Here is a 14,789-nt window from a genome sequence, read left to right as displayed (position 1 = left end):
CGTGCAGCATGCCGGAGAAATTCATGTCATCGACGAAAAAGCCTTTCCCCGTCACATGGCGCGGGCCTTCTTTGCTGCGCGTGCTCACGCCGATGTATTTTTTTTCAGCCATGTCTCCACTGCTTTAGTCGTTTTGCCGCTTCTTTGACTGACTCGACGATCTGGGCGTAGCCCGTGCACATGCAGAGATTTCCGGCGAGAGCGCGGCGAATCTCTTCCTCGCTCGGATCGGGAGTCCGCTTCAACAGCGAATGCGCGGCGAGGACCATTCCCGGCGTGCAGTAGCCGCATTGAAAACCGTAGCGCTCCACGAAGGCTTCCTGAACCGGATCAAGCTTGCCGTCGGCCGCGAGTCCTTCGATGGTTGTGATCTCTCTGCCGTCCACCTGAACCGTGAATAGAAGGCAGGATTTTACCAGCTTGCCGTCGAGCAGGATCGTGCACGCGCCGCACTCGCCGATGACGCAGCCGACGTGCGTGCCGGTGAGTCCGATCACTTCGCGGAGAAAATGAGAGAGGAGCAGGCGCGGCTCCGCTTCCTCCTGGTAAACGTGCCCGTTGATCGTCACGTTGATCGACCGCTTCATGAATCGGACAATATATTCCGGCATCGGATGCGTCAACCTTGCGCCGCGCGCGAGGGGAATCTCAGTGCATTGACACGCCGGACGGATATGGGTAAGGACAAAACGAACGGGAGACGACCATGAATGTCAAAGTAGACGAAGCGGTATTCTCCAAGCCGTGGTTTCACGGCGTTGCCGACGAGGAGCGGAACTGGCTCAGCTGGCTTTTGCAAGGCGAGGCCAAGGACCGCCGGACTTACAACGACGCGATGCCGCGCGTCGAGAGCCGCGCGCCCGCGACGCAAACCGAGCGCGACCTTGTGTGTGGCGCCTGGGCCTATCGCGGCCGCGGCGAGCTCGCGGGCATCTGCGGCGCGTCGGCCTACGCTATCGCTCACTTCCCGTTGGATCTGCCGTCGCTGAGCTTTTTATACGACCACATCGCGGACGAGTCGCACCACTCCGTCGAGATGATCGAGTGGGCCGGGCGCTACAATTCGGGAAAAAACTACTGGCAGGCCGATCCCGACTGGGAAGGCCGATGGGGCAATGGCCAGCTTCGAGCATTGCCGTTAAAGGAAGGACAAAGCTGGACGGACTATCTCTTATTCATGCTGCCGATTGAAACCGGCGCTGGACTCGGCATCCGGCCTTACGACCTGTTCCGTATCCAGCTCAAAGAGCTGGTCGAATTTTCCGAGGACCGCATCCACGGCGACGAAGCGCAGCATTTTATGTTTTTCATACTGAGCGCGCGACGGCTCCTGGCGGATGTCGAGGGTAAGGATTTCGGCGCGCGCCTGGCGGCGCTCTATCGAAACAACGTGCGCATGCTTGCGGGCGAGCGGATGAAGATGTGGGACGAGCTGTTCGTCTCCAAATTGGGGGCGGATCCGGCCTTCGTTCATAACATTCCCGAGATGCGCCGCCATCGCTACCAGTTCATCTTGGATTCGTTGGAAGTAAAAGAATCGGTTTAGGATCCCCGGCCATGTCACGGCGAGTGATGCTCGTTAGCTGGCTGTTGTTGCTTCTACCGTGGCAGGAAGCGGTGGCAGCGGAGAAGCTGACCGGCATCCAGTCCGCGCTGGTCATGGCGCAATCTCTGCCGTGGATCGCGCAGGAGGCGGGGCTCTTTCGGAAGCACAATCTGGATTTCCAGCTAATCTACGTGGCCTCTTCTCCGACGGTGACCGGCGCGCTGCTCGGCGGCGACGCCGAGGTCGCGCTGGCGGGCGGCAGCGGCATCATCCGCGCTTTCGTTCAGGGCGCGAAGGATCTCGTCTTCATCGGCGGCATCAAAAACTATCTCGATCAAAGCATCATGGCGCGGCCGGAGATTCGCGGCCCGGAGGGTCTCAAGGGAAAGAAGATCGGCGTGTCCCGTATCGGCGGCATCAGCCATTACTTCACGGTGCAGGCGCTCAGGCGCTCCGGCATGCAGGCCGGACGCGACTACGCGTTCATCCAAACCGGCGGCGAGCCGGAGACGATCGGGGCCCTGGTGAATGGCGCGGTCGACGCGGCTACGCTCACCGTCCTCGGCGAAGCCAAAGCGGCATCCATGGGATTCCATCCGGTCGTCTACGGACCCGATCTGCACATCCCATCCGTCGCCGCGGCGTTCGTCACGCGCCGCTCTCTCTTCGCGCGCCGCTCCGAGACCTTGCTGAATTTCATGCGCAGCATGGCGGAGGCGATGAGGATCATGCACACCGACAAAGAGACCACTTTTCAGGTTCTGGGAAAAAAGCTCAGGATCAGCGACCGTAAAGTCCTCGAGAGCGCTTATCAAACCAACGTCGGATCATTCGAGAAAAGACTGGTGATCGCCCCGGAGGCGATTCAGGCGATTTTGGACGACACGGAGCCTACCGTGAAGCACATCAAGGCCGAGGATTTGATCGACCGCCGTTTTCTCGACGCACTGGAAAAGAGCGGCTTCTTCAAGCAGCTCTGGGGGAAGTAAAAAAGGCGCCGCAAGGGCGATTTTTAAGATTTCGATGACTGTGCCTCAACAAAGAAATTCCTATCGTCAGAAATCAAGGCCAGGAGAGGAAAGAAGACACAGGGCTTTCATCTCTGAAAGCCCTGTGTCGTTCCTGAGTGGAGATCCGTTTTGAACCGGATCGTGTATAGCGCGGACCGCTACTTGCACGGCTGATGGAGCTGGATGTTTCCGCCCTCCAGCAGCCCTGAAGCGCTGTACACTAATGCACCCGAAGCATCGTGCAACCTAAGCATAAACGTATCCATGCGGCCGGGTTCACCCTCGTCCGCTACTTCGGCCACATAGGTCCCGGGCTGCCCATTAATCTCGGCGCTGCCCTCGATATGCCGTGACGTTGGCCCAGTGACGACGTACGCGGTGACACCGGTTCCCTTCGCCCTTGGACCGTTTCGGCCATGGTCGATGTAGCTCAGATGACCCCAAAGGGCGCCGTTCTTGATCCCACCTGCGACGGCAAAAGTTCCTTTAGCGCCGGATGGTGTCCCAGTGATCCATCCGCCTCCGGTCACGAAGTCACCGCCCGGACAGACCGGCTTGCCACAAGCGATATCAGCATGAGCAGAGGCAATGACGACATCCGCAAGCCCATCGACCACGACGTGAAGCGCGTTAACGGTAATATCGCCTGTTCTGCCGCTCTCCGAACCATTCTGCTCATTGATGACGACTCGGCCGTTTGGCAAAAGTATCGTTTGGTTCGGCTCCCCTGTAACAGCGATCTGCTGTCCGTTAATGACCAGACCGACGATCTCGGAGCTGCCGCTGATAGAGGCCTTGCCGTTGTTGCCGCATTGGGCAGCCGCTACTGCCATGAGGAAGTCGGCAGCAATGTTGTTTCCTCCTACCGTTAGATCTAGGTTCGCCACGGAGGCTTCTGACTCACTCCGCTGTCCCTGGCCCACCGATGAAGCGTGAAGGACTTCAGCGGTGAGCAAACCAGGGACATTAGCCTCGAGAAGAGACGCTTCTTTAGCGCCCCCTCCCGGTGGAAGAGCTCCGGTGTCTGAGATAACCGTCGTAATTCCGAGAATAGTTGATCGTACCACCGTAGCCTGACCACTGAAGACCGTATTATTGGCAGGCTGAGCGGCGCTTACGCTGGGCCAGAGGAGCAGACCGGCCAACAGCAGGGCAAGCGGCGCTGCGCTCGCGCGCAGCGAAATCTTTGCTTTCATGGTCACACCTCCTGTTTGAATTTGCTTTTCTACCAACGAGCGCTCCTATCTGCAGCTTAGGGCGCGGGTTAGCGCTTGTAACTTATTTTCCGCGTAGGACGAGAACAATATTCCAGACGTATAAGTTGGCAGGTAAAAAGTATATGCCGGTCGCACCCAGGATAGACGGAAGTCTACGGTGAGCGAATCCTTTCGGGAGGTCGAAGGCGTTAACGAAAATCAAGAAGCCATTTTGTTCCTGATCTTCTGCGGGGCGATGAAGTTGCGACTGATCGCATAGGAGAGCAATTGCAGGCGTGTGCAGACATTGAATTTCTTGTAGAGCTTGGACAGATGGGATTTGACGGTTACCTCCGCAATACCGAATTCTTTGGCTATTTCTTTATTGCTCATCCCTTTCTGGAGAAGTTTCAAAATCGTCAGCTCATACGGTGTGAGCAGTTCATCTTCACTGCCCCGAAGTTTCATCCTTCTTTGCCTTCTGGCCTGCTGGATCATTGAGGCCACTGCGTCCGGCGGCCCCCATATCAGCCCTTTGCCAACGAGCTTTAGAGCATCCAGGAGATCCTTGGACGGAGAGGACAGTGGGAAATAACCCTTGGCGCCCGCAGCAAAAACCGCCGCGATCCTGTCAATTCTTTCTTCGTATCCGTGAACAAAAATGTGAGCCCGAGGAAAGAGTTCTCGCATCCTGAAAAGGAGCGGTAATTTAAAATCCATCAGCAGGATATAGGAAAGCATCACCACCTCCGGTTTCAAATGTTCCGGAGATCTTCTCAGCGGCAGGATCTTGTTATACTCCATCTCGCCGAGGAGGTCGATTTCAGGGTCAGAGCGAAGGATATGACGAATCCCATAGTATCGCCACAGATCGGGCTCAAGGAGTAATACGCGCAAAGGCTTCATTGGAGATAAGCGGTTTACGGAATCTCTTTCCACCCTAGATCACGTAGGGTTCGAAAGGAGGATAAAAAGCCTCGATGCGGGGATTAAGGAGGCGGGGTTAGAAGCGAAGTCAATCCTGCTTCGGTAACCCTGCCACCATAGACTGCTTTGCAGCCCTTAGGTCGTAGGCTTTGCGTCCCATCCTTTCGAACGGTTTGCCTTTTCGGTCAGGAGTCATAACTGTATACTCTATTTGTCCAGTTGTCAAAATTGCAGAGGAGGAGATGTCCGTCGCGAATGTTATTTAAGGATCTCTCTGCGCTGCTTCGAAATTGCGGGCTCCAGTTTGAAAAAGTTGGCGCCGACAAGGAGCTAACCTACAGGGTTTTAGGCAGCCGGCTCAGGATCAACGACAGAAAAATTCTTGAGACCGCTTATCAAACGAACATCGGCTCCCTTGAACAAAAGCTGATGATCGCGCCGGAGGCGATTCAGGCGATACTGGACGACACGGAGTCTCAGGCGAAGCAAATTAAGGCTGAGGACTTGATCGATTCGCCGTTATCTCGACGCGCTGGAAAAAAGCGGCTTCTTAAAGCAGCTCTGGGGAAAGTGAAAGTCTAACGGTGTAATGCCTGGTCTGCCGCCCGCCGCACCAGCACCTTGACCATCTCGCGTTTGTATTCGGCGGAGCCGCGGTTGTCGTCGATGGGATCTGTCTCGCTCGCTGCGATCTCGGCCAATTCAGAAATCAGCTTGTCGCTGATTTTTTGCTTGCGCAGAATCTCTTCAGCCCGCTTGGCCCGGAAGATCGTCGGCGCGACGGAGTTCAGAGCCAGGCGTAAGTCGTCGCACCGTCCGTTGCTAACCTGCAGGGTAAGCGCGACTCCGACCGTGGCAAAATCTTCCTGGCTGCGCGGCAGGAACTTGATGTGCGACCAGCGGAGACCGCTCACGGGCGGAGGAACGCGCACTTCTGTAAGTATCTCGCCGGGTTCGATGGCAGTCTGATAGTAATCGACGAAAAATTCCGAGAGCGGAACGGTTCTCTTGCCCTTGAAAGAAACGAGCACAGCTTCAGCGTCGAGAGCGAGAAGGCTCGCGCCCGGATCGGTCAGCGGATCGCCCTGGCAGAGATTGCCGCCGAGAGTCGCCATGTTACGGATGCGCGGCTGGGCGACTTTGCCAAAGGTTTCGTGCAGAAGGGGATAATGCTCGCGAACGGCAGGATGAACCTCGATGTCGCGATGGCGCGCGCCGGCGACGATCGTCAGGCCGTTCTTGGGATCGAAGCCGATGGCGTCGAAGTCCGGAATTTTAGCCAGACTGACGACGACGCGCGGGTTCAATATCCGCATGCGCATGAAGATCAAGAGAGCCGTGCCGCCGGCGATGACGCGCGCGTCCTCGCCGTGCTTATTCAGGAGCGCACAAGCGTCTTGAACGCTTGCCGGTTCGATGTAGTCGAACTTAACCATCTTCAGATTTTCGCTTCAACGAAAGTTATCGCGCCAAGGCGCCAAGACCGCAATGAAATCGAGAAATCCCTCTTCATCCCCCTTTGACAAAGGGGGAAAGAGGGGGATTTGAGGAACCTTGGCGCCCTTTGGGTCTTCGCGCGAGAGATTTGTTCTCACAGCGCATTCCAAAATTAAATCGAAACCGTCAAATATCTCCGGTTAGAATTCGCGTCAGCTTTTTTCTTTGAGCGCCTTTAAAACCTTCTCCGGCGTGATCGGCAGCGTCTTGATGCGCACGCCGACGGCGTCGAAGATCGCGTTGCCGATCACCGCCGCGGTGGGGTCCATGCCCAATTCGCCGAGACCTTTGGCGCCGAAGGGCCCCGTGGGTTCGTACGAATCGGCGAACGCATGCTTCAACGGCGGCATGTCGCGCATCGATGGAATCCGGTAGTCGGAGAAATTCGGATTGAGCGGACGGCCTTCGTCGAAGCGAAGTCCCTCGATCAACGCGTAACCGATGCCCTGCGCCACCGAGCCTTCCACCTGTCCCTCGGCGCCAACCGGATTGATCACCGTGCCGCAGTCCGACGCGGCGACATACTGTAGAATCTTGACCTGTCCGGTCTCGCGGTCCACTTCGACCTGGACCGCCTGGCAGCCGTAATTATAAGCGCCCGATTCATTGCCGTAGCGCGTCGAATCCTGCAGCACGGAATCGGCGTCGAACTTTCCCGATGCCACGATAGGCGCGCCGCCGTTGCGGAAAAGCCGGGCGCGCGCCACGTCGGCGACGGGCAGAGCCTTCTGCTCCGCGCCCTTGACGAAAATCTTTCCGTCGCGAGCGACGAGATCTTCCTTGTCGGCTTCGAGCATCTCCGCCGCCTGCTCGAATAGTTGCCGCTTAACGTTCGCGGCGGCGTCGCGCACGGCGTTGCCGCTGATATAAGTCAGCCGGCTGGCGAAGGCGCCGAGGCAGAATGTCGTGAGATCAGTGTCGGCGCGCGAGATTTCCACGTCTTCGATCGGGATGCCCAGCTCTTCTGCGGCGATCGCGCACATGGTCGTAAAGCAGCCCTGGCCCGCTTCGCCCTCGCCGCTCAAGATGAGCGCTTTGCCGTCCTCGTTGATCTTGATCGTTGCCGAGCTGCCGTCGTAGTCGCCGAAATGGCGTTTGCCGCTGACATGGACGGTGCACGCCAAGCCCAAACCGGTATTTGGTTTTTTATTGGCGCGCCTTTTTTTCCAGTCCATCATCTTTTCCGTCATGTCGATGCACTGTTTCAGCTCGCAACTGATGACGCGGTTGCCGTGCGGCGAGACGTAGCCAGGCTCGGCGGCGTTGAGGCGCGCGATTTCGAGCGGATCGATACCGAGTCTGTGCGCGGCCTCGTCGATCGCCTGTTCGACGGCCCACTCGGCCGAAGGATTGCCGAAGCCGCGGAACGCGCCGGTGGGGATCTTATTCGTGTAGACGAGATAGGCATGCGTTTTGACGTCCGAGTATTTGTAGCAGGTGTCGTGGCGCAGCGCGGCGACGCCCGTAATTGCGGGAGCTTTCGCCGAGTAGGCGCCGTTGTCGGCGATGACGCGCGTCTGCTTGGCCCGAATCTTACCGTCTTTCTTGAAGCCCAGCTTCACGTAGATCTTCATGAACACCCGTGGGCGGCTGCCGGCGAGAAACTCTTCTTCGCGCGTGTTGATGAGCTTGACGGGCTTGCCGGCTTTGCGCGAAAGGATCGCGGCGACGATCGCGTTGTTGTCGTCGCACGATTTGCCGCCGAAGCCGCCGCCGACCGCGCTCTGAATGATGCGCACATCAGTCTCGCGCACGCCGAGCGCGGCGGCGATGCGGTAGCGGGCGTTGAACAGCGTCTGCGTGTTCATATAGATCGTGTACTTTCCGGCAGGCGAGTAGTCGGCGACGCTGCCGATGGTCTCGATCGCGCAGTGCCACTGCGGCGCGCTCTGGAACGTGTCCTCGACGATCACGTCGGACTCGGCGAAGGCCTTTTCGACGTTGCCGCGCTCGACGTCGATCGTCATCGCGACGTTGCTTTCCCTGTCCTCGTGAATCCGCGGCGCGTCCGGCTTCATTGCCTCTTCGGCGTCGAATACGGCGGGCAGCTCTTCCCAGTCGATCTCGATCAGGTCGAGCGCTTCTTCTGCCGTTTCCCTATCGACGGCGGCCACCGCCGCGACTTCTTCGCCGACGTAGCGCACTTTGCCGACGGAGAGCGGATACTGGTCGGCGAAGAAAGCACCCCAGGGTTTCTTGATCGTGTCCTCGGCGGTTGCGACGACGCGCACGCCCGGGAGTCTTTCCGCCTTGCCGATGTCGATGTTGAGAATCCTCGCGTGCGGGTAGGGGCTTCGGAGAACCTTGCCGAACAACATTCGGGGCAGAACGATGTCGGCGATGTAGCGCGACTCGCCGGTTACTTTCTCAAAACCCTCGACGCGATTAACACGCTTGCCGACGACGGAAAAGTTTTCGGCTTTGGACATTTTGTTGGCCGTAGGTGCTATCGCGATCAGTTGCGGGTTTACCTTTCCGTTTTTCCCTCACCCAACCCTCTCCCCGAGGGAGAGGGCAAGAGTGAGGGCGCAGTGCTCTTGTACACACCGAGGCTTTGGATCTTTGCTTGTCTCTGTTCTCGTTTCGCCCTTTCGACGGTAACTTTTCCCTCGACCACGGCCATCACCGACTCAAGAATCTTATAGTAGCCGGTGCAGCGGCAGAGATTGCCGGCCATCCACTCCTTGACTTGTTCTTCCGTCGGTCGTGGGTTCTCGTCCAGCAGAGCTTTGGCGGCGATGATCTGGCCCGGCGTGCAGATGCCGCACTGGAGCCCGCCGTATTCGACGAACGCTTGCTGGAGAGGATGAAGCTCTCCGTCTTTAGCCAATCCTTCTATGGTTGTGATCTCTTTTCCCTGGCAGGCGACCGCGAGCGTGAGGCAGGAGCTGACGAGCCTGCCGTCCACGATCACGCTGCACGCGCCGCAGACCCCGATGCTGCAGCCTTCTTTGGTTCCCGTAAGCTCGATGTCTTCGCGCAGCGCGTGCAAGAGCAGGCGGTTGGGCTCGATCTCCAAATCATAACTTTCTCCGTTGACGTTCAGCGAGACGCGTCGTTTCATTACGTTGTTGTCCTTTCCCTCACCCTCTCCCAGAGGGAGAGGGAAGGGGAGAGGGTGAGAGCGATGGCGGCCTTCGTCGCAGCCTCACTCCGACCTGCCCGCGTGCGTCTTGCCCCATTTCGACCGCATCGAGCCGAGCGTCTCGCCCTCGCCGACGGGAACTCTGGTTGCGCGGAGCTTTTCCCCGACTTTGTCGGAGTCGCCGGCCGCGGCCATCGCAGCCTCCTCGTCCAGCGCCTCGGGCCACAAGCCGAGAAAATATCCGTGCCACGGCTCCTGCGGCTCCAGCTTGGGGAGCCCGAGCTCCTCCCAAATTTTCCGCGCCCGCTCCATATATTCTTTTTTCGGCAGCGAGATGGGCGGATAGTCGGCTTTGCGCGTGGCATCGATCAGCAGGGAAGACTCCGAGTTGTCGTAGCGGCTCGACGGATGCTTGGCGACCATTCCAATGGGTGTGGCCCCGAACGGTCGGTCGCGGACGACTTTGATGTCTTTGTGCGGCTGCGAGCGGTGCGTGATCGCCCACGTGACCGCGACCGGATCGTGCGGGTTGATGTCCTCATCGACGGCGATCACGAGCTTGCCCACGCGGTCGCCGTAATCGAGCAGCGCGTCCATCGCCTTCCACGGATCCTGATCGTCGCGTTTCTTCATGCGCAGCACGACGTAGGGGCGCAGGTTCACCAGCGGCTCCATGAGTGAAACTTCGAGCACGCTGGAAAAGCCCTTTTGCTTGAGAGAGCGGAGGATCAGCGTCGCCATCCCCATCGCCTTGATCTTCGAGCTTTCGCTCGGCGTCACCTGGCTGATGATCGAAACCCAGACGGGATTTTTTCTGTGCATGACGCCGGTCAGCTCGAAGACGTTGCTCAGAGTTCGCGGATCGACGTAGCCCATCGACTCGCCGAACGGACCTTCCTCTTCGAGACAGTTCGTCGGGATGATTCCTTCGAAAACGATCTCGGCCGTCGCCGGGACTTCGAGATCGACGGTTTGGCATTTGACCAGCTTGATCGGCTCGCCGATGAGCCCGCCCGCGAGCGCCAGCTCGTCCATCGTCGGCGGAACTTTTTGCGTCGCGGTGAACGAGACCGCGGGCACCGTGCCGACGGCGACCGCGACTTCGAGCGGAATTCCCCTCTGCCGGCACTTTTCCCAGTGGCGCGAGAGGTCTTGCGGCGTGCCGGACATGAGTCCGCTCCATCCCGCGCCCTTGATGAGGCCGCGATAGTTGCCGACGTTGCGCCGGCCGGTCTCCGGATCTTTGGTGATCCAGTGGCCCGCCGTGATGTAAGGGCCGTTGTCGAAGCCGGGAGTCGAGATCGGAATGGGAAATTCGTGGAAGCCGCCGCGGCTCAAAAGATCCTTGCCGGCGTGGATCTCCTCCATGACCGGGCCGTACGGCACGATCTCCGGCTCGATCGTATGATCCATCGCGTGGATCCAACGGTCGGCGACTTCCTCCGGATTGCACTTCAAGCCCAGGCAATAAATCGCCGATGAGGCGGCGAGGCCGCCGACCAGCACCGGGCTTTCATACTTTCGATTCTTGGAATCGACGACGTTCTCGAAGAGGAACGCCTTGCGTTGCTCTTCTTTCAAACCGCGGAACTGCCAGCGCACCAAAGGGTGCAGCTCGGTGTCCTTGTTGATCTCTCGTCGAACGCGGACCAGCTTGTCGTGGGCTTCGAGGGCGGCGATTAACTCGCGCAGATCGTTGTGAGGTTTTGCAAAATCCATTTCCCGGATTTTTGTGTATGCCTTTTCGACTTTTTCCGCAAGGGCAAAGAGCGTCGGCGCAATTCGCCCTTTCTTCCCTTGCAAATCGGCCGCCAATCCGTAAGATGAGAGAGAAAAGCCCATGGGGCTGCAGATTTACAACACCCTTTCAGCAAAAAAAGAGCCTTTTGTCCCTCTCAAAGAAGGGGAAGTTCGCATCTATGTTTGCGGCGTGACGGTTTACGACTCCTCTCACGTCGGCCACGCCCGCTCCTTACTGACGTTCGACGTCGTCTATCGCTACTTCAAGTTCCTCGGCTTTCGTGTCCACTTCGTGCGCAACTTCACCGATGTCGACGACAAGATCATCCAACGCGCACAACAAGAAAACACGACGGCGGAGGCGGTCGCCAGCCGGTACGTCGCCGAGTTCCAGGAAGACGCTCGGACGCTGGGACTCTTGCCGCCGACCGAAGAGCCAAAGGCCACGGAGCACATTAAGGATATCATCGATTTAATCGATCGCCTCGAAGAAAAGCGCTTGGCTTACCGCGTCGACGGAGACGTTTATTACGATGTCGGTCGCTTCCCGGGCTACGGCAAACTCTCGCGCAAAAAGATCGACGAGCTGGAGGCGGGCGCGCGGGTGGAAATCGATCCGCGCAAAAGATCGCCGATGGATTTCGCGCTGTGGAAGGCGAGCAAGCCCGGCGAGCCTTCGTGGGAGAGCCCGTGGGGAAAGGGCCGGCCGGGCTGGCACATCGAGTGCTCGGCGATGAGCACGAAATATCTCGGCCAGCCTTTCGACCTTCACGGCGGCGGCCGGGATTTGATTTTTCCCCATCACGAGAACGAGATCGCCCAGTCCGAGGCCGCGTATGACCTGCCGCTCGCGCGCGCCTGGATGCACAACGGCTTTCTCAACATCAACCAGGAAAAGATGTCCAAGTCGCTGGGAAACATCCTGCCGATTCGCGAAGTCCTCAGCCGCCACGACGCGTCCGCGCTGCGCCACTACATGCTGTCCAGCCATTACCGCAGCCCGATGGATTTTTCCGAGCAAGGATTGGAAGAGGCGGGGAAGGGGCTTGAGCGAATTTACGAGACGATCGACCGCTTCGAGCAATCGGGCGCTTCCGGCGGATCGGCGCCCGACGCGGAGTTTTTGCAAGAGTTCCGCCGCGAGATGGATGACGACTTTAACACTCCTAGGGCCGTCGCTCTTCTCTTTGACGAAGTCCGCTCGCTGAACCGGCTGATGGACGAAGGCAAGGCCGCGGAGCTGGGGTCCCGGGTCGCCGCTTTGAAAAATGTCGGCGAGGCGTTGGGATTGCTGCAGGATTCCCCGCAAGCTTTTTTCAACCGAAAGAAAGAGCGCTGGTTACGGCAGAGCGGCGTCGCGCCACGGGACATTGAAGAGCTGATACGGCGGAGAGAACAGGCTCGCAAGCAGAAACAATGGCAGGAAGCGGATCGGATACGCGCCGAGCTTCAAGAGAGAGGTATCATTATCGAAGACACCTCCGGAGGTACCTTATGGAAAGTGAAATAGTCCTACGCCGTCTCGGAACGGGAATTGTCGCCGGCGGCGCCGCCGGTATTCTCGCGCTGTTTTCACTGGCCGGCGCCCAACAACCGCCTACGAAAAGCGATCAGGAGCAGCCGGCGCAGCTTGAGCTGCGCCGGACGGCCAAATCGCGCGAGTATCAGGGCAAGACCGTCGAGGGAGAAGATCGGGTGATCCGTCCGCGAGATACTCTGTGGCGGATCTTGATTCAGGAGAGAGGACTCTCGGAGAAGCGCTTCAAGCGCTACGTCCTGTTGGTCGGCGCGCTCAATCCCAATCTCAAGAACCCCGACGTGCTTCAAATCGGCGATACGCTCTTCATCCCGGTTCAAGCCGACGAGATCCTCGGCCTCAAGGCGGCCGTCGAAGCCGCGGAAAAAACCGCGCCCGCGAAGGTCGCCGCCGAACCTCAGCCGAAGGACGGATACCAGGTGAAGCCCGGCGACACGCTGTATAAGGTCCTCCGCGAGCAACTGGGCATCGATGGACTGGAGGCGCTCCGTCGCGCCGCCGAGCAAGTCAAAGAGCTCAATCCGGGGAAAAAAAATTGGGATATCCTTTTAGTTGGAGAAACGATTCGCCTGCCGGGCGGGACCGCGAGGGGGAGTGTCGCGCAGCCGGCCGTCAAAACCAAAGTGGATGAGCCGATGCCCGTCGTCGGTCTCGATTACGGACAAAAAATCACCGTCCAGGAGAATCTCGACCTTCTGGCATCGGTGATGAAGGTTTTGGGGCAGGAGACGACCCGCGAAGGCGAGGAGGTTGTGCCCTTGCGTGAAGGCACGGTTCATATCGATCGAGGTTCTTATCCGATCGTTCAGAATCCGAAAAAAGGACAGAGAGTGGTTCTGGACATGCAAAGTAAAATCACCGCGGCGCTGCAATCCAAGCTGGCGGCCGCCGGCCCCGGACTTCCCGTGGTGTCGGTAAAAAAAGGCGCGTCGCTCCACGAAGCGGTCACCGGCCTGTTGTTCAAGTTGGGTTTCCAGAGCTTGCCGTCGAATCAGCCGGTCGTCATTCAAGACGGCGGCGTCGCCCTGCAAGTGAAAGGGGAATGGATGGTGATGCCGCCGGACGAGACCGGCGCGATGCCTCAAGTGCTGGTGGTCAGCCTGACCGATGCTCCGGGACAGACTCCGGAATACCTTCGGGATTATCTCTCGCTCAAGGGAATGAACTTGAAAGAGATTCTTCTTCCCTCGCCGAGCTCCATGGCGCCGCCGGCGGCCTCGGCGGGCGGCGGCAAGCCGGCTGAGGCGCGGATCGAGAACTGGCCGAACGACAAGACCGCGCTGGTAGACACCTTTCTGAAGGACTACGGCATTACTTTTTCCAGCGGCGGCCAGTTCCCCGTCGTGCTCCGCGACGGAATTCGGATTGACGCGAAAGTGGACCGGTTGTTCGAGTACGGCGGCAAAAAGGTCGCGCTGTCCTTCAAACCTTTCGGCGACGAGCTGATGACGGCGCTGCAACAAAGCGAAGCCGTGAGAGTCGTCGAGCTGGATCTCGCGGGCACTTCGTCGCGAGATCTGATCGCGCGCCTGCTCGCGGCCGTGGGAGAATCGGCCACCTATCGTGAGCAGCGCTTCCAGGCGAACGACCGTGCGGCCAAAGACAAATTGACGCTGGGCGTTTCCGGCTACTACCTGCCCCAGCGTTCTCTGTTTCTCACCGATCGGCAGATTCCCAAGGAGCTCGAGCGTTTCTTCGGCGAGAAGGGCCTACGCGTGGTGCGGTTCCAGTAATAAAAAGGAATTAGGCGGTAGGCCGTAGGCGGAAGGAAGAAAGCTAAAGACGAATCTCGACATGAAAGTGAGGTCGCTCAAGCTTTTCGTTCTCAGTCTGCTGCTCATCGCCGGTTGCTCGACTACAACCGGCCGGCCCGGCCTCAGGGGGCCGATCAATCCCGCGAAAGTAACTGCGCCTCAGCACTGTCCCGACCGGATCGACCGAGCCAAGGCCGGAGGAGCGGTCGGCAACGTCGTTGGATTCGTCGCCGCGAGCGCGCTCGGCAGCCCGCTCATGGGGATTCTTTATAGCGCCAGCGGCTACGCCGCCGGATTCGGCAGCGCAGATCGATGCAAAAAAGAAACCGCGACGCTGGCGACGGTGAAGCCCCAAACGGCCAACGGCAGCGGAACCTCTCCGACTGGGAAAATCGCCGAAGAAAATCTAAAATAATCACAGCGCCCGTAGCTCAACTGGACAGAGCATCAGACTTCGGATCTGAGGGTTGGGGGTTCAAATCCCTCCGGGCGCGCCA

13 protein-coding genes, 1 tRNA gene and 1 riboswitch are annotated in these 14,789 nt (G+C 58.9%); of the genes, 7 read left to right on the top strand and 7 right to left on the bottom strand.

Features of this window, described 5'->3' with window-relative positions:
- Window positions 1-104 precede the first annotated feature (104 nt).
- Window positions 105-611 (bottom strand): (2Fe-2S)-binding protein, encoded by a 507-nt coding sequence (locus VGL70_07480; protein ID HEY3303360.1) that lies wholly within the window; start codon window positions 609-611, stop codon window positions 105-107.
- A 95-nt stretch (window positions 612-706) separates the two neighbouring features.
- On the opposite strand from VGL70_07480, the gene VGL70_07475 reads away from it, so the two are divergent.
- Together VGL70_07475 and VGL70_07470 are read left to right on the top strand one after the other, a co-directional pair.
- A complete protein-coding gene (locus VGL70_07475) occupies window positions 707-1,546 on the top strand; it encodes a hypothetical protein (GenBank protein ID HEY3303359.1) in 840 nt (279 codons plus the stop codon).
- Between the two features lie 11 nt (window positions 1,547-1,557).
- On the top strand, window positions 1,558-2,535 hold the full coding sequence (locus VGL70_07470) for an ABC transporter substrate-binding protein (GenBank protein ID HEY3303358.1): 978 nt from the start codon (window positions 1,558-1,560) through the stop codon (window positions 2,533-2,535).
- Window positions 2,536-2,714: 179 nt separating this feature from the next.
- Here VGL70_07470 and VGL70_07465 read toward each other — a convergent pair whose 3' ends face one another.
- Complete coding sequence (locus tag VGL70_07465) at window positions 2,715-3,752, bottom strand: choice-of-anchor P family protein (protein HEY3303357.1); 1,038 nt, start codon at window positions 3,750-3,752, stop codon at window positions 2,715-2,717.
- A 219-nt stretch (window positions 3,753-3,971) separates the two neighbouring features.
- Window positions 3,972-4,658 (bottom strand): response regulator transcription factor, encoded by a 687-nt coding sequence (locus VGL70_07460; GenBank protein ID HEY3303356.1) that lies wholly within the window; start codon window positions 4,656-4,658, stop codon window positions 3,972-3,974.
- A gap of 119 nt (window positions 4,659-4,777) precedes the next feature.
- A riboswitch (cyclic di-GMP riboswitch) is annotated at window positions 4,778-4,867 on the bottom strand.
- 67 nt (window positions 4,868-4,934) lie between these two features.
- Between VGL70_07460 and VGL70_07455 the strand changes: the two genes are divergently transcribed.
- Window positions 4,935-5,261 (top strand): hypothetical protein, encoded by a 327-nt coding sequence (locus tag VGL70_07455; protein HEY3303355.1) that lies wholly within the window; start codon window positions 4,935-4,937, stop codon window positions 5,259-5,261.
- On the opposite strand, the gene VGL70_07450 is transcribed toward VGL70_07455, so the two are convergent.
- The 4 genes from VGL70_07450 to VGL70_07435 all read right to left on the bottom strand — a co-directional run bounded on the left by VGL70_07450 (window position 5,258) and on the right by VGL70_07435 (window position 10,980).
- Window positions 5,258-6,115 (bottom strand): xanthine dehydrogenase family protein subunit M, encoded by an 858-nt coding sequence (locus VGL70_07450; GenBank protein HEY3303354.1) that lies wholly within the window; start codon window positions 6,113-6,115, stop codon window positions 5,258-5,260. The genes VGL70_07455 and VGL70_07450 overlap by 4 nt on opposite strands.
- Window positions 6,116-6,328: 213 nt before the next feature.
- On the bottom strand, window positions 6,329-8,605 hold the full coding sequence (locus VGL70_07445) for a xanthine dehydrogenase family protein molybdopterin-binding subunit (GenBank protein ID HEY3303353.1): 2,277 nt from the start codon (window positions 8,603-8,605) through the stop codon (window positions 6,329-6,331).
- Window positions 8,606-8,643: 38 nt separating this feature from the next.
- Window positions 8,644-9,240 carry a (2Fe-2S)-binding protein gene (locus tag VGL70_07440; GenBank protein ID HEY3303352.1) on the bottom strand — a complete coding sequence of 199 codons (597 nt, stop codon included), beginning with the start codon at window positions 9,238-9,240 and terminating at the stop codon, window positions 8,644-8,646.
- 84 nt (window positions 9,241-9,324) lie between these two features.
- A complete protein-coding gene (locus VGL70_07435; protein ID HEY3303351.1) occupies window positions 9,325-10,980 on the bottom strand; it encodes a UbiD family decarboxylase in 1,656 nt (551 codons plus the stop codon).
- A 121-nt stretch (window positions 10,981-11,101) separates the two neighbouring features.
- On the opposite strand from VGL70_07435, the gene cysS reads away from it, so the two are divergent.
- The 4 genes from cysS (at window position 11,102) to VGL70_07415 (ending at window position 14,789) form a co-directional block, all read left to right on the top strand.
- Window positions 11,102-12,511, top strand: a complete 1,410-nt coding sequence (cysS, locus tag VGL70_07430) for a cysteine--tRNA ligase (protein ID HEY3303350.1) — start codon at window positions 11,102-11,104, stop codon at window positions 12,509-12,511.
- Complete coding sequence (locus tag VGL70_07425; GenBank protein HEY3303349.1) at window positions 12,496-14,271, top strand: LysM peptidoglycan-binding domain-containing protein; 1,776 nt, start codon at window positions 12,496-12,498, stop codon at window positions 14,269-14,271. The genes cysS and VGL70_07425 overlap by 16 nt, the downstream gene beginning before the upstream one ends.
- A gap of 61 nt (window positions 14,272-14,332) precedes the next feature.
- Window positions 14,333-14,707 (top strand): hypothetical protein, encoded by a 375-nt coding sequence (locus VGL70_07420; protein ID HEY3303348.1) that lies wholly within the window; start codon window positions 14,333-14,335, stop codon window positions 14,705-14,707.
- A gap of 5 nt (window positions 14,708-14,712) precedes the next feature.
- Window positions 14,713-14,789: transfer RNA gene (locus VGL70_07415), tRNA-Arg, on the top strand.

The sequence above is a fragment of the Candidatus Binatia bacterium genome, assembly GCA_036504975.1.
Classification (GTDB): Bacteria; Desulfobacterota; Binatia; order UBA9968; family UBA9968; genus JAJPJQ01.
The sequence above is the reverse complement of the archived record's forward strand: the minus strand, read 5'-3'. Positions and strand labels throughout refer to the sequence as shown.